Here is a 20120-nt window from a genome sequence, read left to right on the forward strand (position 1 = left end):
CTCGCGATAGGTCACGAGGCGGGGGCAGAGGGGGCAGTCGCGGGGCGCTTCGGGAGGAAATACCCCTCTCCCTCGGGGGAGAGGGGTCTTCGTATCAGTACCCATCCGCGACGCCGTCCTTGCGCATTTCGGTGGCGGCGATCCAGGCGCCGGTATTGAAGTCGCGCATGATGGCTTGGTAGCCGCCGGCATTGGCCGAGCAGCACTCGACCATGTGGCCGCGGGCCTTGAGTTCTGCGCGAGTCGCGGGCGGGATGCCGCTTTCGAGATGAACGACGCCCTTGTCGGCTTCGCACGGGTCGCCGTTGAGCGTGTTGGTCGGCTCGCAGCCGCCGGTATGTTCCCAGCGCGCCGCGTCGCCGGCCTCCTGCAGGCCCATGTCAAAGTCGACGAGGTTCAAGATCACCTGCACGTGGCCCTGCGGCTGCATGCCGCCACCCATCAGGCCGAAGCTGAGCCAAGGCTCGAACGGGCAGGCCTGTGCGATCGGCACGGCGCGGACCTGGCAGCCCGGCATGTCCTTCTTGAAGGCGAAGGCCGGGATGATGGTGTGGAACGGGCGCTTGCCGGGGGCGAAGACGTTGGGATGGGCCGGGTCGAGGCTGAACAGCTGGCCCCGATCCTGGAACATGAAGCCAAGCCCGTCGGCGACGAGGCCAGAGCCCATGCCGCGATAGTTCGACTGGATGAGGGAGACCATCATGCCGTCACTGTCGGTGACGGTGAGATAGGTCGTGTCGCCCTGCTTCAGCTTGGCATCGGCTGCGGCGGCTTCGGCCGGCGTCAGCGAGGCTTCGACGTCCCCGAACGGAACGACCGGCACACTGTCCATCGCCTTGTTGATATTGATCCTGGCCGCCTGGCGGGCGGTGCGGTTCGGCTGGATGAAGGCCTGCTCGTCGATGCGGGAGAATTTGGGATCGGCGAAATAGCGCGCCCGATCTGCGAAGGCGAGGCGCTTGGCCTCAACCTGCGCCATGATCGAATCAGGCGAGCCGAAGCCCATGCCGCGCAGGTCGAATTTCTCCAGCATCTGCAGCATCTGCAGGGCGGCAATGCCCTGCGTGTTCGGCGGCAGTTCGCAAACCTTGTAATCGCCGCGATAGGTCACGCAGACCGGTTCGACGAACTCGCCTGTATGGCTGGCGAAATCCTCGTAACGCAGCGCGCCGCCGATGCGCTTGAAATAGGCGTCCATCGTCCTGGCGGTCTGGCCCTTGTAATATTCGTCGCGGCCGTTCTGGCCGATACGTTCCAGCGTATTGGCGAGGTCAGGGTTCTTGAACAGGCTGCCCTCACTCGGCATGGGCGAGAAATATGTTTTCTTCGCATTGTCGTATTCTTCCAGCATGCCGCTTTCGAAGGCCGGTTCGAAACGCCTCGGACCGAAGCTCCAATAATACGAGATCACTTCGGGGATGGGCGCGCCGGCGCGAGCATAGCGGATGGCGGGTTCGAGATTGGCCAGCATCGGGCGGCTGCCAAACTTTTCATGCAGGGCATACCAGGCATCGACCGTACCGGGCACGGTGACGGGCGCCGAGCCGAAGGGCGGGATTTCCTTGCCGTCCATATATGTGTCGGCCGCCGCCTGCATGTCGGCGAGCGTGGCGCCCATGGCCGAGCGGCCGGAGCCATTATAGCCGTAAAGCTGTTTCGTTTGCGGGTCCCAGACGATGGCGAACAGGTCGCCGCCGATGCCGTTGGCCGTGGGTTCGACAAGGCCGAGCATGGCGTTCGCGGCGATGGCTGCGTCAACGGCATTGCCGCCGGCCTTCATCACGTCGAGCGCGGTCTGCGTGGCGAGCGGATGTGCGGTGGCTGCAGCCGCGTGCGGGGCGACGACTGCCGAGCGCACGCCCAGGTCGCGGCCGGATGGCATGCGGTCGCCGGGTCCGGTCTTTGTCGTGGTGTCAACCGCCGCAGGCGCGTCATCAAGCGGCGCGGGTGTGAGCGCGGTGCAGGAGGTCGCCAGCAGCGCGGCGGCCCCGGCCATCAGGATCTTGATCATCAGTTCGGTCCTCGCTTGCGGGTGTCCTTGGGAAAATAATGGGTGGCCATGCGGTTCGAGATATCCTGCCCGTCGCGGGCAAACCGCGCCTCGGCCTCGATCGCGCGATTGTCGCAGCTGAGATACTGCGCGCTGGTGCGGGTATAGGCATTATTGAACCCCTCGACGAGGGAGGACCGGAGATTGCCGCGTTCAGGCGCCTCGTAGCGCAGCATGTCGGCCATGTAGCGGCGCCAGTACTGGTCCTCGCGGCCATTGCAGCGCACGCGAATGGCGTGGGCCGAGCCGAGTGTGGCCGCAAGCTCGGACGCATCGCGGAAATAGTCAGGTCCACGCAGGGGAATGCCCGACTGGGCCGACGCCGTGCTTGCACCTGCGAGCAGGAGCACGCTAAGCAGGGCGCCATGAAAGACTGTCTTATCCATGCGAAGACCTTCGCGCGCATCGCCCCGAGGCTCAAGGGCCTTGAAGATAAACTCAATATCATCGTCATGGACGATAACGGTGTCTTCTCCAAGGCATCGAATGGTGAGGTGGTGACAGAGCCGAAACCCGAGATTGCCTTTGGCAATGCCGATGCCTTTTTTGGGCCGCATGTGCGGACATTCATCCTGGCTGTCGCGGGCGGCGGGCGGCTGGACTGGTTCCAGTCAGCAGCCGCGGGAATCGAGAATCCGGGCCTTGTGATGATCGGCAAGGCGGCAAACCGGTACACGACGAACCACAAGCAATCGGAAGCCATGGGCGAATGGGCGCTGTGGCAGGCACTCGACTATTTCAAGCTGGGCGCGGCCCACCGGGCGCAGCAGGACGCCAGGACGTGGAAGCGGCTGGACATGCGCGAAATTCGCGGATCGAAATGGCTGATCATCGGCTTTGGGTCGATCGGGGCTTCCACTGGGCGACGCGTGATGGCATTGGGTGGCGAGGTGACAGGCATTCGCCGGACGCAGGGCCTGGCCGAAGGCGCCGACCGCATCGTGCCGACCGAGGCGCTGATGGCCGAGCTGCCGAAGGCCGATGTGGTCCTGCTCTGTGCGCCGCATACGCCGGAAACCGAAGGCATGGCCAATGCGGACTTTTTTGCCGCGATGAGGCCGGATGCCCTGTTCATGAATCTCGGGCGTGGCGCGCTGGTCGATGAGAAGGCGCTCCTCGCCGCGCTGGACAAGGGCCGGCCGGGCCATGCTGCGCTGGACGTGACCTGCGTGGAGCCGCTGCCTGCGGACGATCCGCTCTGGTCGCACCCGCGTATCACGATCACGCCACACGACAGCTCGGAGACGGAAGGAACCGTGGCGGGTGCCGATGACACATTCCTCGACAACCTTGCGAGATACCTGGGCGGCCAGCCGCTCAGGCACCTCGTCGACAAGGCCGAATTCGATTAGGCGGATAGCCAGCGCGGATTACAGGCTGATATCGGCTGTCTTGTCTTTGTAATCTGCCTTCGGATCATTTCCGAACAGCATTTTCACGCCAGCAAGAAGACTGTTTTCGTTGAGCCAGACATGGGCGTGGTCAAGGTCGAGCCGCAATAGCCGCAGCTTGGGGTCCTTCTTGCCATCGTACCATGCTGCGATGAAGGGATTCCAGAGACGGTCAATCATGCTGGCTTCCGTGTGCAGGCACAACTGGCCGTGAAGCGACGCGAAGAGGTCGTGTCCCTTCGAGACGAACTGGGCGACAGCGGGGGCCACATCTGTATCCAGCGCCTGGACAAGGTCGACATCACTGGCTGAAAAAATCCATACCGGACCGCGCGAGTCGTCTTCGAGAATGGCGGTCATCGGCTGGCTGGCGCCGCCTTTCTGGCCTTCGAGTGCCAGCATGATTGTGCGATCCGACTTTATGGCGGACCAGAGCTTGTCTTCGATCTCTTTCTGGTTGGGCATGTGTCTCTCCTGTTGCGTGGTGAGCCAAATCAACCGGCAATCAGGAGCGAAGTTCCGCAGTCCTTGCGAAAAGGTCTGCCCGCAAGCAATCGCCCGCCATTCCTTTCAAGGATTGACGGGCGCTTGTGTCTTCAGGTGTGCAGGGTTCAGGCGGTCGCTTTTGCTTTCAGTCCGCTCAAACGGTCGATCGCGGCTTCTGCGTCACGCATGATGTCGGCGACGATGCCGGCCACCGGCTTCACTTCATGTACGCCTCCCGCCGACTGGCCCATGGCGAAGCAGGACGAGTCAGGGTTGAGCTTTGCCTCGTCCACGATGCCGCCAATACCGCCTATAACGCCGGTGCGCGTCGAATGAATGGCTTGTTGCGGGAAAGGCTGGATGTCGCCGGGACGGCTTTCCCAGTCGTTGATGTAGTCGTTCGTGCGGCAGCGCATCGGTTTGCCGGAATAGCAACGGCTGCGGGTCGTGTCGGTGTCGCCGGCGCCGATAATGGCCTGCTTGTACATGTTGGCCGCGTGGGCCTCATCGGAGGCGATGAAGCGGGTGCCCATCCAGACACCGCAAGCGCCGAGCGCGAGGGCCGCTGCGAGACCGCGTCCGTCATAGATGCCGCCGGCGGCGATGACCGGGATTTTCACGGCTTCAACAGCCTGCGCGACAAGCGGCATCGTGCCGACAAGACCGGTATGGCCGCCGCCTTCGCCGCCCTGGAGAATCACCGCGTCACACCCGGCCTGCTCGGCCTTGATTGCATGCTTCACTGCGCCGCCGACGACCATGACTTTCACACCGGCATCCTTCAGGCGCTTCATGATCGGCATCGGCACGCCGAGACCGGCAACAAAGGAATCAGCGCCGCCCTTGATGATGACATCGACCGATTCTTCGAGGCTTTCAGGGCTGGCAGCGAGCAGGTCGACGCCGAACGGCTTGTCGGTCAGCTCGCGCACGCGCTTCATCTGGCCCGCAATGAAGTCCGGTCCGGTGCCGGCCATGCCGAGCACGCCATAGCCGCCTGCATTGCACATGGCGGCGCAGAGCTCGGCGTAGGAGACACCGCCCATGCCCGCCAGCATGATCGGATGGTCAACATTCAGCAGTTCCGTAAGCTTGGTTTTCAGGGCCATGGGAAGGCGTCCTTTCTGTAATGAAATTCGGTATGTGGAGCTTAATTGGCGGCCCTAGCGTCAACGCAAGGGGGGCCAGACTCATGGCCGTTCGGACACAATCGCCTACGGTTTGCCCCATTCCCGCCGTGATCTGCAGTCAAATAGCCAATCAAGCCGAGGGAATTGTCCACTCGGTGCTAATAAGTCAAACGAGGGGAAGCTCCTATGACGAAACTTTTTGCAAGCGCTGCCATCGCAGCCCTTTTCGCTGGTGGTGCCATGGCTATGGGACCAACAGAAGAAGCGACAGCAGCGCCAGAAGCAGCTGTTGAAGCGGCTGAAACCGTTGATGCAACTGCTGAAGTCGTTGTTGCTGACGAAGCAGAAGTCGCTGTGGAAGCTGAAGCACAGGGCGATGGTGAAGCTGAAGTCGTCGCCGAAGACGAAGCCGATGCCGATGCTGAAGTAGAAGCAGAAGCAGACGTTGCCACCGAAGTCGAAGCAGAAGCTTCGGCACCGGAAGCTGAATAAGGCTGCTACAGCCGGAATGCGCCCTCTCCCTACCGGGAGAGGGCTTTTTCCATTAGTAAGAGAATCAACGGTCGGAACCAACACGGCTGCCTGATAAATGAACTTTTAGTAATGACCGAGAAGTGCTATGGGCCTTCCCGGTCATCTGACCAACAACAGGGGTATTATAATGAAGAACATCTTGATCATCGGCGCTGCCGCGCTGGCTCTCGCCGCTTGCTCGCCAAAAGAAGAAGCTCAGCCAGCCGCTGACGCAGCCCTCGAATCTGCCGGCGAAACGGTTGATGCGGCTGCTGCTGCTTCGGAAGAAGCTCTCGACAACGCTGGTGAAGCACTTGACGCCGCTGCTGACGCTTCTTCGGAAGCTGCTAGCGACACTGTTGACGCTGCTGCTGCTGCTGTCGACGACGCAGGTACTGTCGTCGAAGGCGCAATGGACGATGCTAAAGAAGCTGTCCACGACGCTGCTGAAGCAACCGCTGAAGCGACTGAAGAAGCGCCACAGGAATAGGCTCTGGCTTATAGCCACCTAGAACAAGGGCCGCTCCCCCGGGAGCGGCCCTTTTTTAATGCCTGTCCGTCAGGGGCCTAGAATTTCGAATAGGCGCCATCGACGATCAGGGTCGTGCCGGAATGGTAGGATGAGGCATCCGAGGCCAGGTAGACCGCGATGCCGCCAAAGTCTTCCGGCTCGCCCCAGCGCCGAATCGGTACGCGCGAGATCACTTTCGATGTGAACGTGTCATTGCCCTGCGCCGCGTCGGTCATGTCGGTGGCGATCCAGCCCGGCAGGATCGAATTGGCGCGGATCCTGTAACGGCCATACTCGGTGGCAATGGCGTTCATCATGGCGATCAGGCCGCCCTTCGTGTGGGCATAGGCCTCGTTGCGGCCAGCGCCTTCGATGCCGGCCAGCGAGGCTGTGCCGACCAGCGAGCCACCCGGATCGCCAGCCTTGGCGCGCTTGACCATGGACTTGCCCGCTTCGCGCAGCGTGAAGAAGGCCCCTTCGGAATTGATCCGCTGGTTGTAACGCCAGGTCTCGATTGTCATTTCCTCGAAATTGGCTGCGCCGCGCCCGACTCCGGCATTGGCGATGCACGTATCGATGCGGCCGAAATGGTCTTCAACCTCGGCCATGCCTTTGACGACCTGGTCTTCCTCGCCGACATCAACCGACCAGGCGAAGACTTTGCCGGTGCCGAGCTTGTCCAGCTTGGCGACAGCTTCCTTGTTGACCTCGGCATTGCGGCCCCAGATGGCAACGTCGGCGTTCGAGGCGGCGAGCGCTTCGGCCATGCCGAGCCCGATCCCCCGGTTGCCGCCGGTGACAAGGCAGACCTTTCCGGAAAGGTTGAACGGTGCGTAGGTCATAGGCGTCTCCTCAAATATGATTTTGGCGACAACACATAGATGACGTGGGGGAGGGTCAAGCGATTCTTGAGTCGGCCTTAACGAGCGTGCGGGCGGCCGCGATGATCCGCAGCGTCTCGCTCCACAAGCCCAGCCCGTCCAATCGGTCGGGTGAAATCCATTCGGCATGGTCGGCATCGTCGCCCGCGACGGGATCGCCCGCTTCCCAGATGGCGGCATAGTCGAACAGGACATAGTGCCGGTGTGTCTCACCGCTCTGGCGGGAGGTGAAAATGGCATCGACCACGTCGACAAGCCCGACAAGGCGCGCCGTGATCCCGGTTTCCTCGTGCAGCTCGCGCAAGGCGCCGTCGGCAGTGCGCTCGCCGAATTCGAGGCGTCCGCCGGGAATCGACCAGTCGCCAGCCAGCGGTTTGGTGCCGCGCCGGATCAGCAGGACATCGTCTCCGCGAAAGCAGGCTGTGCCGACGGCCGGTACAGGCCGCTGAATGATCGTATCCGCAGGCGCGGTCATTGCGGCGCCCTGACAGATGACCGGTCGAGATCCGCGATCATGGACACGATCTCCGGCTGCGCCGGGCGCTGTTTCGGGAACAGGGATCGCAGCCTCGCGGCAACGGGCAGGTAGAGCAGCGTGAAGGCCGATGGCTGGCGCATGAGAAGCGACAGGATGGTTGCCGCGTCTGCGCCCTTGATGGCGCTGACAAGCCGGTCGAACCCGATGGCCCGCCGGATCGACTTCAGCCGGGCCGTATTGGCTGCCTGCACGGCGGGCGATTGTTCCGGCGCGGCAGCGGCAGCTGCGGCGGTCGCCTCCAGCGCGGTCAGCGCGGTCATGTCGAGGCGGTGGGATATCGACGCCGAATGTTTGCGATAGAAGTAGAGCGTCTCCGGCAGCGTGGCCATCACGCAGCCCTTGCCCAGCAGGCGGACGATCAGGTCATAGTCTTCGCCGATGCGCATGGTCTCATTGTAGCGAATGCCATTCTCCTCAAGCGCGGCACGCCGGATGACCGGCTTGGCATAGCCGAGCTTGGTCCCTTTGCCGAACAGGAAGTTGGACCGGATATAAGTCTGCTCACTGATGGCTGACGCCGTCGTTGCGAGCGGTCCCTCGAACATGGTGTCGATACCGGATGACCCGTCCCCGCCGAATATGGCGAGATCGTCGATCAGGATATCGGCGCCAGAGGCTTCAATCGCCGCCAGCATGCGGGAGAACCGCTGGGGGTGGATCAGGTCATCGCTGTCGACCACCGCAACCCAGTCGCCGCGCGCCTGGTCGAGGGCGAAATTCCGGACCGGGGCCGGGCCGCCGAACCGTTTGCCGCTGAACACGCGCAGGCGCGGGTCGCCAGCCGCGATGCGTTCGGCCAATGCGACGCTGCCGTCTGACGACCCGTCATCGACGAGGATCAGCTCGAGCGCCTTGAAATCCTGGCCCAGAACGGACGCGATGGCAGCGGCGAGATAGGGCGCGCTGTTATAATTGGCCATCAGCACCGAAACGGAGGGGTGATCGTCGCGAGTTCCGGTCGTCATGGGCGCAGTGATTCCAGGCGATATTGAAGGTTCTCAGGGCCTATCATTAGTCGGCGCTGATCAAAAGCAGGTCATCCCTGCGCAAACAGGCTGTACCCATGGCAGGAACAGCGCATAGCACGCGGGACGGCGTGTCAGGGGTTTAAAAACGGGCCTTTCGGATATAGCTGGACCTCATAGCAAGGAATTCGGCATGGCAAAGCAAACGCGGCGCAAAATCAGTCTGGCCCTGCAGGGTGGCGGGGCCCATGGCGCTTATACATGGGGCGTTCTCGACCGGCTGGCCGAGGAAGAGAACCTCGAGATTGCCGCCATGTCCGCCACGTCAGCCGGGGCGATGAATGCCGTCGCTTGGGCCGATGGCATGGCCGAGCACGGCCCCGAAGGCGCGAAGGCGAAACTGGAGGCGATGTGGCGCAGCGTCTCGCAATCGGGCTCGAACCTGGCCCCCTATGGCGCGCTCAGCGCCATGGCCTTTGCCTATGCCAGCGCCCTGCAAAGCCTTGCCAGCCCGTATGATCTCAATCCGTTCAATCTCAACCCGCTGCGCCGGTCGGTCGAATCGGTGATCGATTTCGATGCCGTGCATGAGTCCGGTATCCTCCTGTTCCTGTCGGCGACAAATGTGGAAACGGGGCGCGTCAGAGTGTTCGAGCGGGGCGAGATCACGGCCGATACGGTTCTGGCCTCGGCCTGCCTGCCGCAGACATTCCAGGCGGTCGAGATTGACGGCAGCGCCTATTGGGATGGCGGCTATCTGGGCAATCCCAGCCTGTTCCCGCTGATCTATTCCGGCGCGCCGCGCGATGTGCTGCTGGTGATGCTGAACCCGATCGCCCGGCCGGGAATTCCCAAGCGGGCCGCCGAAATACAGGAACGCATCAACGAGATCAGCTTTAATGCCTCGCTGGTCGGTGAGCTACGCGCCGTCGCCTTCGTGCAGCACCTGATCGATGGCGGCATGCTGAAAGAGCCGATGATGAAGAAGTACCGCCGTCTCAACATCCACGCCATACGCGGCGGGCAGGACCTGATCGATCTCGACCTGCGCACCAAGATGGACACGAGCTGGAACTTCCTCACCGGCCTGCGCGACAAGGGGCGGGTGGCAGCCGATAACTGGCTGAGAAATGACGCCCATAATATCGGCACGAAGAATTCCAATCTCGACCTGAGAACGGAATTCCTCGACAGCTAGGCCTGTTTCAGGAAGCTCACCTTGGCCGCGCCATAGGTGCGTTCGTCGAGCACTTCCCAGCCGGTGAAGGTGAGCGTCTCGTCGGCAGCCGTTTCGACAATCGCGATGGCACCTTCGGCCAGCCAGCCGCCTTTGGCGAGCTGGGCGAGCGCGGGTTCGACGAGGCCCTTGTGATAAGGCGGATCGAGGAAGGCGATGGTGAAGGGCGCGCCGACGCCTGCCGGAATGGGACCAAGGTCTGTGGCCGAGCGGCGCTGGATGCGGGTTGACCCGAACAGGTCCAGTGTTTCGCAATTGTCGCGGATCGTGCCGCGTGCGGCGGAATCGGAATCCACGAATACGCAGAAGTCCGCGCCGCGCGACATGGCCTCGAGTCCGAGCGCGCCGGAGCCGGCGAACAGGTCGATCACGCGGGCACCTTCAAGCGGCGGGGCCCAGACGGCATGAGCGATCAGGTTGAACACGGCTTCGCGCGTGCGGCCGCCCGTGGGCCGGGTCGACTGGCCCTTCGGCGCCGCAATGGGGCGGCCCTTGAATGTACCTGCAATGATCCGCACGGGGGAAGCACCTGCTCTTTACTTTCCCGGCGTGTAGGGCGATCTCAGGCTCATGACAATTACCGTCTCCCCGATGACACGTGCGCTGGAGCTGGCGGCCATGGCCGCCGAGGCAGGCGAAGTGCCGGTCGGGGCGGTGATCGTGGACCCGGCGACGGGCGAGATTGTTGCCGAGGGGGCGAACCAGCCCATCGCGGGCCATGACCCGACGGCGCATGCCGAAATCGTTGCGCTGCGCGCCGCTGCGGCCAAGCGCGGCAATTACCGCCTCACCGATCTGCACCTCTACGTGACTCTGGAACCCTGCGCGATGTGCGCTGGCGCGATCAGCCTCGCGCGGATCGGCAAGCTCGTCTTTGCGGCCTGCGACCCGAAGGGCGGCGCGGTGATCCATGGTGCCCGCTATTTCGAACAGCCGACCTGCCATTGGCGCCCCGAGGTCGCGCAGGACGAAGCGGCAGGCGAGACGGCGAGCGCGCTGCTCAAGGATTTCTTCCGGGCGCGTCGGGGGTAATGTCATGACCTGTCTGTTTTATCGCCAGCAAGCCGGGGGTGCGACCTGATGGCCGGACACGGATACGAGGTCGTGGTCAAGGACGCGCTGATCTTCCTGTTCGCTGCCGGTGTTGTCGTGCCGGTATTCCGGTATCTCCGGCTGCCATCGGTCGTCGGTTTCATCCTGGCCGGAATCGTGCTCGGCCCGTACGCGCTGGGGTCGCTGGTGCATGTCCAGCCGCTGCTGGAATATGTTTCGATCTCCGATCCCGAGGCCGCCGCGCCCTTTGCCGAACTCGGCATCCTTTTCCTCCTGTTCCTGCTCGGCCTGGAATTCTCGTTCGAGAAGCTCTGGTCGCTGCGGCGCGCCGTGTTCGGGGCAGGCGGCCTCCAGTCCATGCTCAGCGCTGCGGCCATCGCCGGGGCCGTATACTGGGCGGGCCTGCCCGCTGAAGCGGCCATCATTTGCGGGCTGGCGCTCGCCCTGTCGTCGACAGCCATCGTCATGCAGATCCTGATCGAGCAGAAACGCGCGGCCCGGCCCGTGGGCCGCACGGCGCTCAGCGTGCTCCTGTTCCAGGACATACTCGTCGCGCCGATCCTGATCTTTATCGGTTTCCTCGGCATGACGGAGGATACCAATGTCTCCTCTGTCCTGATCGAGGCGGCGGTCAACGGGCTGATCGCCATCGCGTTCATCATGCTGGTCGGGCGGTTCGCCCTGCGGCCGGTGTTTCGCCTTGCCGCGACCGTGGGCGGGCGTGATTTCCTGATGGCCCTGACATTGCTGACCGTTGTTGGCGCTGCGACGATCACCGCTACGGCGGGCCTGTCGCTGGCGCTGGGGGCATTCCTGGCGGGGCTGTTGCTGGGCGAAACCGAATTCAAGCACCAGACGGAAGTCGATCTCGAGCCGTTCAAGGGCCTCCTGCTGGGCGTGTTCTTCATGACCGTCGGCATGGCGCTCGACCTGCCATCGCTGGTGACGCAGCCGGGGCTGATCCTCGGCGGCCTGGCCGCAATGCTTGTCGCCAAGTTCGTGATCGCCTTTCTGGCCAGTCGCCTGTTTGCCGGGGACAGGAGTGTCTCGCTCGAAACGGCCAGCCTGCTGGCACCGGCGGGCGAGTTTGCGTTCGTCGTGGTGGCCGCCGCCGGTGCGGCTGGCGTGCTGGATGCCGGCACGTCCGGCAACATCGCCGCGATTGCCGGCCTGTCCATGCTCCTGATCCCGGTGCTCGGTCGGCTTGGCAGCCTTGCTGCTGCACGGCTTGAAGGCGACGAACCCGCTGCGCCGCTTGACGCCGATTTCTCTGACCTGAAGGGCCATGTCATCATCGCAGGCTTTGGCCGGGTGGGAGAGACGGTTGCGCGCATCCTCACCGAGGAAGACACCGAGATCGTGGCGCTGGAACGCAGTGCGCTGCGTCTGGCCAAGGCGCGGAAACACGGCTGGCAAGTCTTCCTGGGCGATGCTGCCCGGCCGGAAATCCTGCATAGCGCTGGCGCGGATGGCGCCCGCCTGTTTGTCGTGACTGTGGACGATGTCGCCGCCGCAGAGGCCATGGTGACATCCTTCCACAAGTTGCACCCGGACGTGCCAATTGTCGTGCGTGCGCGCGACCATGAACATGCCGCGCGACTGCGCCGCGCAGGCGCGAGCCAGGTCATCCCGGATGCGATTGAATCCGGGCTTCAGATGGCCGGGCGGGCCTTGGCCGAGTTCGGCTATGACGAGGAGACGGTTCGCAGCCGCCTTGCGGTCGAGCGTACCGAGGAATACCGCCGGTCCTGACGGCGCGCCCTCGCGTCAGGCTTGCTTCCCGCAAGGGCAGCGGGCGTCTAACCTGTCTCAAACGAGGAGACCGCCATGAGCGCCACAATCAAGATCGAGAACGAAATCGCCGTCATCACCATGGATGATGGCAAGGCCAATGCCATCAACCCGACCATGCTGGCTTCGCTGAATGCGGCGCTCGACCAGGCCGAGAAGACGGCCAAGGCCGTCATCATCACCGGCCGGTCGGAACGCTTCTCTGCCGGGTTCGACCTGAAGCTGATGGGCAATTCTTCGCCGGAAGACGTGACCAAACTGGTCAAGGGCGGCGGCGCGCTGGCCTTGCGCCTGTTTACCTTCCCCATGCCTGTCATCGCCGCGTGCACCGGGCACGGCATCGCCATGGGCTGCTTCATCCTGCTCAGCTGTGACAAGCGCTATGGCGCGACAGGCCCCTACAAGATCGGCGCCAACGAGACACAGATCGGCATGGTCCTGCCAGTGTTCGCGCTGGAGCTCTGCAAGGCCCGCCTCAACCCGCTCTACATGACCGAGTCCGTGGTCATGGGCACGCTGTTCAGCCCGGAAGAGGCCGTGACGGTTGGCTATCTCGACAAGGCGGTCGCGCCCGACCAGGTCATGGCGGAAGCCATGGCCGAGGCCGAACGCCTCAAGGCCCTGCCGGCCAAGGCCGTCGCCGGCAACAAGCGCATCCTACGCCAGCCGACTGTGGACGCCATCGCGCCCTCCGTGGTGATCTAGACCGCCTCAGCCTGCTTCGGCCAGCTGCTGCACAAGGTCCCGCAGCCAGGCGAGGGCGGGGTCTTCGGCATTTTCGCGGCGCCAGTAGAGAACACTGCGCAGGTGCGGAAAGACAGGCGGCAGCGGCAAGACCGCAAGGTCTGATCTTTCGGCCAAAGGCAGGGGCACGGTGGCGACCAGGTGCGTCCGTCGCACGATCTCCAGCGCGGGCATATGGTGGGGCAGGCGCATGACGGGCGTGATCCGGTGACCGGCTGCGCGCGCAATTTCCTCGACATAGGACCGGCCTTCCCGCCGGCTGGAGACCACAACGTGACGCAGCGCCACGAAGTCTTCCATTGTCAGGACCTTTTCTGCGCTCGGATGGTCGCGGGACATGACGCACGCATAGGGCGTGGCGAGCAATTCGACGCTTTCCAGATCCCGCCCGCGCAGGTCGGCGACGTCGATGGCAAGATCCAGCCTGCCGGATGCGAGCTCGGTTGAAATGTGGCCCCGTTGCACCTGGCTCCAGGCGATCCTGATGCCCGGTGCTTCGGCCTCGAGCCGCCTGGCCATTTCCGGCGCGAGGATGAAGGCGCCGGCATCGCGTGCAGAGATGTTGAAGACGCGCGTCGACCGGGACGGTTCGAATGTCGAGCGTTGTTCCAGTCCGGCGCGCAAACGGTCCAGCGCGTCGCGCACGGCCGGCATCAGCGCATCGGCCATGGCCGTGGGTTTCACACCGCGCCCCTCGCGCACGAACAGCGGGTCCTCGAAATGCACACGCAACCGCGCGAGGGCATTGCTGACCGCCGGCTGGGTGATGTGCAGGGACTCACTGGCGCGGGTCAGGCTGCGCTCGGCATAGATTGCCTCCAGGACGGGCAGGAGATTGAGGTCAATCGTGCGCAGGTTCATGGCAGCTCTCATAACTATCACCAGTAGTGATGATTATGTTTCATATAATAAAGTTGCCGAATAGTCGATATTGTCCCATTCGGAATGGGTACACACACCGTGGCCAGGAGCCCGAATGCCCTCTGAGACGATGCTGAAGATGACATCCGAAGCGCGCGTGGCCGCGCTACAGCCAGCCTGCGGCTTTCATCAGCATGACCGCGCCGATCGCGGTGACGAGGTATTTCATCCCGCGCTTGAAGTTCACGTCGGTCATCCGCTCCAGCACCTTGCCGCCCAAAGTCGTGCCGAGCATGGACAGGGGCACGGCCGCGAGGATCAGCCAGGCCGGGGGCAGGGCCGTCAGGCCGGCCGCCGCCAGCACCGGCACGCTCCAGAAGATGATCTTCACGAAATGCGCCAGCACCTGCGTCACCGCCTTGGTGGCGACGATGGCCTGGCGCGTCATGTCGGTGCGCACGAAGAACAGGTCCAGCAGCGGCCCGGCCACGCCGGCCACCGTATTCAGCGCCTGCACCACGAATCCGGCACCTTCGGCCTGGAACCGCTTCTGGATATCGAGATCGACGACCGATTTGGGCAGCCAGACCAGCAGCGTCGTCAGGCCGAGCATCAGGAACACCGTCTGGCGGTCCGGACGCCAGCTGAGTGCGAACAGCAGGCCGACCGCAGCCAGCGAGCCCAGCGCATAGCGCCGGAAGATCGGCCACTGGATATGCTTGCGCCAGAGATAGGCGCGATAGCCGTTCGAGATCATCTGGATCGATCCGTGGATGATCATGGCGGTGGCCACCGGCACCAGCGCCGCCAGCACGCCCATGAAGATGATGCCGCCGGCCATGCCGAAAATGCCGGAAATGAATGTCGTGACGAGAACGGTTGCAAGAATGATCAGGGCGCTCGTCAGGGTCATGTGCGGCGGCCTAGCGCAGTTCGCCGGGCGGAACCAGACGCCGGCCTTGCCGCCAAGACAGTCGACGACCCAAGCTCCCTGATGATAGGATCATCCTCAAAGAACTCAGAAACTGAAAGATAGGAAGAGAGAAACACCATGCCTGACACCCAACACGCCGCTGATGCCAGCGCCGACCTGAACGACCTGCGCATGTCGGAAGGCGCTCGCCCGCTTTACGACCATGTCCGCAAGTTCATCAAGGAAACCGTCAATCCGATGAGCGAGGAATTCCACCGCCTCGGCGAGGGCAAGAAGGACATCTGGTCCTATGCGCCCGGCCAGCTGGAATGCCTCGAAAAAGCCAAGGACGAAGCCAAGAAGCAGGGCCTTTGGAACTTCTTCCTGCCCGACGATGAAACCGGAGCCGGCCTCAAGAATCTCGACTATGCCTATATCGCTGCCGAACTCGGCAAGAACCCGATGGCCTCCGAAACCATGAACTGTTCGGCGCCTGATACCGGCAACATGGAAGTCCTGGAACGGGTCGGCACGCCGGCGCAGAAGGAAATGTGGCTGAAGCCCCTGCTTGAGGGCAAGATCCGTTCGGCCTTCGCCATGACCGAGCCCGGCTATGCGTCGTCCGACGCCAAGAACGTGTCGATGACGGCTGTCCTCGAGGGCGACGAGTGGGTTCTCAATGGTGAGAAATTCTACATCTCCGGTGCCGGCGATCCGCGCTGCAAGATCATGATCACCATGTGCAAGACCAGCCCGAATGCTGACCCGAACAAGCAGCAGAGCCAGATCCTGGTGCCGCTGCCCCATCCCGGCGTCACGATTGTCGGCCCGATGCATGTGTTCGGCGATCCCGATGCACCGCATGGCCACATGCACCTTCGCTTCGAGAACGTCCGTGTACCAAAGGAAAACATGCTGCTCGGCGAGGGCCGCGGATTCGAGATTTCGCAACTCCGCCTCGGCCCTGGCCGCATCCACCACTGCATGCGTTCGATCGGCCAGGCCGAACGCGCGCTTGACCTGATGTGTGTCCGCGGCATGACCCGCGAAGCCTTCGGTCGGCCGCTGGTCAAGCTCGGCGGCAACACCGAGATCATCTCGCGTGCCCGCATCGAGATTGAAGCCATGCGCATGATCGTGCTCAAGGCCGCCAAGGCCATGGACGTCCTCGGCAACAAGGAAGCCCGTATCTGGATCTCGATGGCCAAGGCCATGGTGCCTGAACGTGTCTGCCTGATCATCGACCAGGCGATCCAGATGCACGGCGCTGCTGGCGTGTCGCAATGGACGCCGCTGGCCCAGATGTACACCGGTCAGCGCACGCTGCGCCTTGCTGACGGGCCGGACGAAGTGCACCACATGGTCATCGGTCGTGCCGAACTCGCCAAATACACCGGCGAGGAAGAAGATCCGGCCCTCGCCGCTGTCTGGCGCAAATAGGCCCGGCAAGGCATTGCAATCAAAGTCAGGGCGCGCGACGGAGACGTTGCGCGCCCTTTTTTTATCGCGTCGGGGCAATATCATGCGCTAGCGTACTGGCAGCGCCCCGGCATTTGCCTCGCGCGCCAAATGGGTGGAGGTTCCACCGCAAATCGGGAAGGGGGCAACAATGTTGATCCGCATGTCGAAAATTGCGCTCGTGATCTTTGTCGGCCTGCAGGGCCTGTTCTACGGGCTGAACAATATCGTGAATTTCAAACAGGCGATGAGCTTCGTCTCCGGCGTCCTGCCCATGGAGGGCCATGCCGCTTATCCGAATGCGTTCGGGCCACCAATCACATGGCCGCCACTGATCGTGGCAACGCTCTGTGTGATCATCATCGGTGAACTCCTGGTTGCAGCGCTGTCCTTCAAGGGGGCCTACGACATGGTGCGTGCACGCAATGGGCCGTCCGGCATGTTCAATATGGCCAAGAAATACGCCATCCTCGGCTGTGCCATGGCGCTGGTTGTCTGGTTCGGCATGTTCCTCGCTGTGGGCGGGGCCTATTTCCAGATGTGGCAAACAGACCTTGGTACGGCCGCGATGACCGGTGCGTTCCAGTATGCGATTACCAGCGGTCTCGTCCTCCTGTTCGTGAACGCTCCGGATACGCCGTCCGAGACCTAGCCGGAGCGGCGGGTTCGGGTCGCGCGTCTGGCGAGCCTTGGTGCGCTTGGGGCGAGAAGCCAACCTGCGCTAGGGCGCCTGTGGCGCTGGCACATCAGCGTCCCGGCCCAGTTCGTCGCCAAGGTTCGCGATGAGCCGGTCCATTTCCGGCAGCATCTGCGCGCCGGCCCTGTCGGCATAATATTGCGAAAAGCCGTGCAGGCTGCGCACGCAGTTGCGGAAATGCGTCATGTCGGCGGGGTCTTCGCTTGCCGGACGCGCATGCGACAGGTCCCAGTATCGTCCGATGCAGACAGTATAGACCAGGTTGTCATTTTGGTCCGCCATGGCCCCGGAATGGACGATGGCGGGCAGGCGGTAGCCGTAAAGATGGCTGATCTGGCGCCTGATATCAGCGGGGACGGTATCCAGTTCGCCTTCGCGCAGAAGCGCATCATAATAGGTCGTACGCGGAAACAGTGTCCGGTTATTGTAGACGACGGTTAGGAGATCGTCGTGGGCCTTCTGGAAATCCGGCGCCGCCTTTTCAAGTTCCGCGTCAAGGGCTTCGGCGGCGGCGATCCTTGCGTTCTGGCGTTCGACCACAAAGGCGGTCTCGGCCCGGTCTGCGATCAGGTCGTCGAGCAGGTTGTTCATGGAAACGCGGGCTGCGCCCTTCAGGGTGTACTGGTCGCGCGCCGCGCCAAGGAAGACGCCAATATAGACGCCCGCCACCACGATCAGGAATTCAATCGCAACGACCGTCCAGTTCTGTGCCTTCAGGTGCTCGGCCAGACGGTGCAGGATCATGGCGCAGTCCCTTTCACAACGCGACAGAGAAAGGAAAATAAATTCTCTTTTTTGGTTTTTGGCAATCCGTTCCCGCTGGCGCCCGCGAAATTGTTTGGCCTTGCGAGGGGCCATCGCGCCTAGAACGGCACGTTCGGGTCGTCCTCGCCCGTGCCGCCGATCTCCAGTCCGGCAAAGTCGAACACGCGCGGATCGTGCAAATGGCTCGGTCGCACGGTGGCGAGCGCATGGGCCATGACCTGGCGTACGCCGGGCTTCTTGCGTTCCCATTCATCCAGCATCTGTTTCATCGCCACCCGCTGTAGCCCGTCCTGCGTGCTACACAGGTTGCAGGGGATGATCGGGAATTTCATCGCTTCGGCAAATTTGGCGAGGTCGTCTTCCGCCGCCGTGATCAGCGGCCGCAGCACGAAACAGTCGCCCTCATCGTTCAGCAGTTTCGGCGGCATCGCGGCCATGCGTCCGCCATGCACGAAATTCATCATGAACGTCTCCAGCGCATCGTCGCGATGGTGGCCCAGCACGATCGCCTCGCAGCCTTCCTCGCGTGCGATGCGATAGAGAATACCCCGGCGCAGGCGCGAGCACAGGGAGCAATAGGTTCGTCCCGCCTCGACCTTTTCCGTCACGATGGAATAGGTGTCTTCCGTCTCGATCCGGTATGTGACGCCGGTCGTGTCCAGCCAGTCCGGCAAGACATGTTTCGGAAAGCCCGGCTGGCCCTGGTCGAGGTTGCACGCAATCAGGTCCACCGGCAGCGCGCCTTGCCATTGCAGGTCCATCAGCACGGCCAGAAGGCCATAGGAATCCTTGCCGCCCGACAGGCAGACCAGCCATTTCGGACGCGGCTTGTCGCCTGCGTCCACGGCCCGCCGGTCGACCATCTGGAAATCATCCACCGCTTTGAGGGCACCGCGCACCAGCCGCTTGCGCAGCTTCTTGAAGCTGACACTGGATGGCGCATCGGCAAATAATGGGGGTGCGAGGGGAGACACTGTATCGGCCATATTCGCTGCTTTGCCACGGGGCCGTCATAGGGCGCAAGCGGTTGATACGAGGGTGCTTGCCAAGACCTGAATTCGGCGACAATGCTGCGCGCGTCAAACGTCTCTCAGAAAGGCGCACGCCATGACCTGTCCGTCCCATGTTTTGCTAGCAGGCGTAGCGGCGGTCCTCGTCGCCTGTGCGACCCCTGCACCTTCCTCCACGCCCGATTCCAGATCAGCGGCAGAGGGGCTGGCAATTCCAACGCGGGAGGAGCTGTCGCGCATGGCGGAGATCGCCGCCCGGAATGCAGAGACGGAGAAACCGGAAGCGATTGTCGACTGGCGCGCCGACGTTCCCACAACGGAGAGCGAAACGCTAATCGGTGAATGGGACATGCGTGTCCTCAGCGCCTACGCGCACTTTCCGGAAAGGCACAACAGGCTTTTCATCACCGCGATGCATGACGGCCTTGTCGAAGGTCATATTTGGGGCGGTGATGGCGACGGCGCGTTTGTGGATGGCCGGGTGCGTGAGGAAGACGGCAAGACCATTCTCACCTTCAAGACCCCTCAGGCCGGTGCCGGCTGGTGGTCTCGCGTTTATGCCGGCGACTGGCTGTATCATGAGGCCGTGTTTGAAAATGGCCGGTTCACCGGAGAAGTTCGCGGCGACGCGTCCAGTTCCACAATTGGCTGGTACGCCCGCCGCACAAACGAGACTGATGATATGGGTGCGTACCTGACAGCGGAAAACTGGATGCTCCGGATCGCCGATGCGCCCGAAGATTTCTGCCGCGACAGGTACCGGTTCTTCAAAGACGGCACGATGACGACATCGTCCGGCGAAGAACTGCTTAAACAGACCTGGCGACTGGAGACAGACGAGAAAGGCCAGCATACGCTTGTAAAGACCATTGTCTCGACAAATGGACTGCCTGACTGCCAGGGAAATGCCCTCACGAAGCCGGGGGACGTGAGCAGCACGGCAATCGTTTTCAGGAATGGCGGAGGCTGGATGGTATGCGCCGGGCCTGACCGCGGCATGTCCTGCTACGGAACGGTCAATTCCTACCTGATTCAGCCCAAACTGCCTGACAGGTAGGCTAGCCGTTTTGGACGTGGTTTGTCGTTGGACTCCGCTGCCCGCCGGTTGACCATGCCACCCCCAAGC

22 protein-coding genes are annotated in these 20120 nt (G+C 62.9%); 10 read left to right on the forward strand and 12 right to left on the reverse strand.

Annotation, left to right across the window (positions count from 1 at the left end; translation table 11 throughout):
* Nucleotides 1–94: 94 nt before the first annotated feature.
* Both AADA04_RS00935 and AADA04_RS00940 read right to left on the reverse strand, forming a co-directional pair.
* Nucleotides 95–2011 (reverse strand): gamma-glutamyltransferase family protein, encoded by a 1917-nt coding sequence (locus AADA04_RS00935; RefSeq protein WP_340691351.1) that lies wholly within the window; start codon nt 2009–2011, stop codon nt 95–97.
* A complete protein-coding gene (locus AADA04_RS00940) occupies nt 2011–2436 on the reverse strand; it encodes a TIGR02301 family protein (protein WP_340691352.1) in 426 nt (141 codons plus the stop codon). Before AADA04_RS00940 ends, AADA04_RS00935 begins: the two co-directional genes overlap by 1 nt.
* On the opposite strand from AADA04_RS00940, the gene AADA04_RS00945 reads away from it, so the two are divergent.
* On the forward strand, nt 2416–3402 hold the full coding sequence (locus AADA04_RS00945; RefSeq protein WP_340691353.1) for a D-2-hydroxyacid dehydrogenase: 987 nt from the start codon (nt 2416–2418) through the stop codon (nt 3400–3402). The two genes, AADA04_RS00940 and AADA04_RS00945, sit on opposite strands and share 21 nt — an antisense overlap.
* A gap of 18 nt (nt 3403–3420) precedes the next feature.
* On the opposite strand, the gene AADA04_RS00950 is transcribed toward AADA04_RS00945, so the two are convergent.
* Both AADA04_RS00950 and AADA04_RS00955 read right to left on the reverse strand, forming a co-directional pair.
* The gene (locus AADA04_RS00950) at nt 3421–3906 is read right to left on the reverse strand and encodes a pyridoxamine 5'-phosphate oxidase family protein (protein WP_340691354.1); all 486 of its coding nucleotides are present in this window, start codon (nt 3904–3906) and stop codon (nt 3421–3423) included.
* A gap of 146 nt (nt 3907–4052) precedes the next feature.
* Complete coding sequence (locus AADA04_RS00955) at nt 4053–5036, reverse strand: nitronate monooxygenase (RefSeq protein WP_340691355.1); 984 nt, start codon at nt 5034–5036, stop codon at nt 4053–4055.
* A gap of 207 nt (nt 5037–5243) precedes the next feature.
* Between AADA04_RS00955 and AADA04_RS00960 the strand changes: the two genes are divergently transcribed.
* Both AADA04_RS00960 and AADA04_RS00965 read left to right on the forward strand, forming a co-directional pair.
* On the forward strand, nt 5244–5549 hold the full coding sequence (locus AADA04_RS00960) for a hypothetical protein (protein WP_340691356.1): 306 nt from the start codon (nt 5244–5246) through the stop codon (nt 5547–5549).
* 169 nt (nt 5550–5718) lie between these two features.
* On the forward strand, nt 5719–6060 hold the full coding sequence (locus tag AADA04_RS00965; protein WP_340691357.1) for a hypothetical protein: 342 nt from the start codon (nt 5719–5721) through the stop codon (nt 6058–6060).
* A 77-nt stretch (nt 6061–6137) separates the two neighbouring features.
* Here AADA04_RS00965 and AADA04_RS00970 read toward each other — a convergent pair whose 3' ends face one another.
* From AADA04_RS00970 to AADA04_RS00980, 3 genes are read right to left on the reverse strand one after another with little or no spacing between them, the layout of a single operon-like run.
* Nucleotides 6138–6923 (reverse strand): SDR family oxidoreductase, encoded by a 786-nt coding sequence (locus AADA04_RS00970; RefSeq protein WP_340691358.1) that lies wholly within the window; start codon nt 6921–6923, stop codon nt 6138–6140.
* 55 nt (nt 6924–6978) lie between these two features.
* Complete coding sequence (locus tag AADA04_RS00975; protein WP_340691359.1) at nt 6979–7437, reverse strand: NUDIX hydrolase; 459 nt, start codon at nt 7435–7437, stop codon at nt 6979–6981.
* Complete coding sequence (locus AADA04_RS00980) at nt 7434–8465, reverse strand: glycosyltransferase family 2 protein (RefSeq protein WP_340691360.1); 1032 nt, start codon at nt 8463–8465, stop codon at nt 7434–7436. Before AADA04_RS00980 ends, AADA04_RS00975 begins: the two co-directional genes overlap by 4 nt.
* A gap of 193 nt (nt 8466–8658) precedes the next feature.
* On the opposite strand from AADA04_RS00980, the gene AADA04_RS00985 reads away from it, so the two are divergent.
* Nucleotides 8659–9663, forward strand: coding sequence for a patatin-like phospholipase family protein (locus tag AADA04_RS00985; protein WP_340691361.1), 1005 nt, complete (start codon nt 8659–8661; stop codon nt 9661–9663).
* On the opposite strand, the gene rsmD is transcribed toward AADA04_RS00985, so the two are convergent.
* A complete protein-coding gene (gene rsmD / locus AADA04_RS00990) occupies nt 9660–10220 on the reverse strand; it encodes a 16S rRNA (guanine(966)-N(2))-methyltransferase RsmD (protein ID WP_340691362.1) in 561 nt (186 codons plus the stop codon). The two genes, AADA04_RS00985 and rsmD, sit on opposite strands and share 4 nt — an antisense overlap.
* A gap of 52 nt (nt 10221–10272) precedes the next feature.
* Between rsmD and AADA04_RS00995 the strand changes: the two genes are divergently transcribed.
* The 3 genes from AADA04_RS00995 (at nt 10273) to AADA04_RS01005 (ending at nt 13251) form a co-directional block, all read left to right on the forward strand.
* A complete protein-coding gene (locus AADA04_RS00995) occupies nt 10273–10734 on the forward strand; it encodes a nucleoside deaminase (RefSeq protein WP_340691363.1) in 462 nt (153 codons plus the stop codon).
* 48 nt (nt 10735–10782) lie between these two features.
* The gene (locus AADA04_RS01000) at nt 10783–12507 is read left to right on the forward strand and encodes a cation:proton antiporter (protein WP_340691364.1); all 1725 of its coding nucleotides are present in this window, start codon (nt 10783–10785) and stop codon (nt 12505–12507) included.
* A gap of 75 nt (nt 12508–12582) precedes the next feature.
* Entirely contained in the window at nt 12583–13251 is a 669-nt protein-coding gene (locus tag AADA04_RS01005; protein WP_340691365.1) for a crotonase/enoyl-CoA hydratase family protein, read from the forward strand.
* A gap of 6 nt (nt 13252–13257) precedes the next feature.
* Here the strand turns inward: AADA04_RS01005 and AADA04_RS01010 are convergent, their stop codons facing one another.
* Both AADA04_RS01010 and AADA04_RS01015 read right to left on the reverse strand, forming a co-directional pair.
* Entirely contained in the window at nt 13258–14151 is an 894-nt protein-coding gene (locus AADA04_RS01010; RefSeq protein ID WP_340691366.1) for a LysR family transcriptional regulator, read from the reverse strand.
* Nucleotides 14152–14317: 166 nt separating this feature from the next.
* Complete coding sequence (locus AADA04_RS01015) at nt 14318–15064, reverse strand: TSUP family transporter (RefSeq protein ID WP_340691367.1); 747 nt, start codon at nt 15062–15064, stop codon at nt 14318–14320.
* A gap of 138 nt (nt 15065–15202) precedes the next feature.
* Between AADA04_RS01015 and AADA04_RS01020 the strand changes: the two genes are divergently transcribed.
* Complete coding sequence (locus tag AADA04_RS01020) at nt 15203–16504, forward strand: acyl-CoA dehydrogenase family protein (protein WP_340691368.1); 1302 nt, start codon at nt 15203–15205, stop codon at nt 16502–16504.
* Nucleotides 16505–16673: 169 nt separating this feature from the next.
* A complete protein-coding gene (locus tag AADA04_RS01025) occupies nt 16674–17174 on the forward strand; it encodes a DUF2165 domain-containing protein (RefSeq protein WP_340691369.1) in 501 nt (166 codons plus the stop codon).
* Nucleotides 17175–17243: 69 nt separating this feature from the next.
* Here AADA04_RS01025 and AADA04_RS01030 read toward each other — a convergent pair whose 3' ends face one another.
* The gene (locus tag AADA04_RS01030) at nt 17244–17963 is read right to left on the reverse strand and encodes a hypothetical protein (protein ID WP_340691370.1); all 720 of its coding nucleotides are present in this window, start codon (nt 17961–17963) and stop codon (nt 17244–17246) included.
* 119 nt (nt 17964–18082) lie between these two features.
* Nucleotides 18083–18970, reverse strand: a complete 888-nt coding sequence (gene ttcA / locus AADA04_RS01035) for a tRNA 2-thiocytidine(32) synthetase TtcA (protein ID WP_340691371.1) — start codon at nt 18968–18970, stop codon at nt 18083–18085.
* Nucleotides 18971–19232: 262 nt separating this feature from the next.
* On the opposite strand from ttcA, the gene AADA04_RS01040 reads away from it, so the two are divergent.
* Entirely contained in the window at nt 19233–20051 is an 819-nt protein-coding gene (locus AADA04_RS01040) for a hypothetical protein (protein ID WP_340691372.1), read from the forward strand.
* Nucleotides 20052–20120: the final 69 nt, after the last annotated feature.

Source organism: Hyphomonas sp. (genome assembly GCF_037969335.1).
Lineage (GTDB): Bacteria > Pseudomonadota > Alphaproteobacteria > Caulobacterales > Hyphomonadaceae > Hyphomonas.

Coding starts and splice junctions, on each gene's coding strand:
- AADA04_RS01000 (WP_340691364.1), top strand. CDS start 10,783: ATGGCCGGACACGGATACGAGGTCGTGGTCAAGGACGCGCTGATCTTC.
- AADA04_RS00970 (WP_340691358.1), bottom strand. CDS start 6,923: ATGACCTACGCACCGTTCAACCTTTCCGGAAAGGTCTGCCTTGTCACC.
- AADA04_RS01005 (WP_340691365.1), top strand. CDS start 12,583: ATGAGCGCCACAATCAAGATCGAGAACGAAATCGCCGTCATCACCATG.
- AADA04_RS00975 (WP_340691359.1), bottom strand. CDS start 7,437: ATGACCGCGCCTGCGGATACGATCATTCAGCGGCCTGTACCGGCCGTC.
- AADA04_RS00955 (WP_340691355.1), bottom strand. CDS start 5,036: ATGGCCCTGAAAACCAAGCTTACGGAACTGCTGAATGTTGACCATCCG.
- AADA04_RS01010 (WP_340691366.1), bottom strand. CDS start 14,151: ATGAACCTGCGCACGATTGACCTCAATCTCCTGCCCGTCCTGGAGGCA.
- ttcA (WP_340691371.1), bottom strand. CDS start 18,970: ATGGCCGATACAGTGTCTCCCCTCGCACCCCCATTATTTGCCGATGCG.
- AADA04_RS01015 (WP_340691367.1), bottom strand. CDS start 15,064: ATGACCCTGACGAGCGCCCTGATCATTCTTGCAACCGTTCTCGTCACG.
- AADA04_RS00950 (WP_340691354.1), bottom strand. CDS start 3,906: ATGCCCAACCAGAAAGAGATCGAAGACAAGCTCTGGTCCGCCATAAAG.
- AADA04_RS01020 (WP_340691368.1), top strand. CDS start 15,203: ATGCCTGACACCCAACACGCCGCTGATGCCAGCGCCGACCTGAACGAC.
- AADA04_RS00980 (WP_340691360.1), bottom strand. CDS start 8,465: ATGACGACCGGAACTCGCGACGATCACCCCTCCGTTTCGGTGCTGATG.
- AADA04_RS00960 (WP_340691356.1), top strand. CDS start 5,244: ATGACGAAACTTTTTGCAAGCGCTGCCATCGCAGCCCTTTTCGCTGGT.
- AADA04_RS00995 (WP_340691363.1), top strand. CDS start 10,273: ATGACAATTACCGTCTCCCCGATGACACGTGCGCTGGAGCTGGCGGCC.
- AADA04_RS00935 (WP_340691351.1), bottom strand. CDS start 2,011: ATGATCAAGATCCTGATGGCCGGGGCCGCCGCGCTGCTGGCGACCTCC.
- AADA04_RS00945 (WP_340691353.1), top strand. CDS start 2,416: ATGAAAGACTGTCTTATCCATGCGAAGACCTTCGCGCGCATCGCCCCG.
- AADA04_RS00985 (WP_340691361.1), top strand. CDS start 8,659: ATGGCAAAGCAAACGCGGCGCAAAATCAGTCTGGCCCTGCAGGGTGGC.
- AADA04_RS01025 (WP_340691369.1), top strand. CDS start 16,674: ATGTTGATCCGCATGTCGAAAATTGCGCTCGTGATCTTTGTCGGCCTG.
- AADA04_RS01030 (WP_340691370.1), bottom strand. CDS start 17,963: ATGATCCTGCACCGTCTGGCCGAGCACCTGAAGGCACAGAACTGGACG.
- AADA04_RS00940 (WP_340691352.1), bottom strand. CDS start 2,436: ATGGATAAGACAGTCTTTCATGGCGCCCTGCTTAGCGTGCTCCTGCTC.
- AADA04_RS00965 (WP_340691357.1), top strand. CDS start 5,719: ATGAAGAACATCTTGATCATCGGCGCTGCCGCGCTGGCTCTCGCCGCT.
- AADA04_RS01040 (WP_340691372.1), top strand. CDS start 19,233: ATGGCGGAGATCGCCGCCCGGAATGCAGAGACGGAGAAACCGGAAGCG.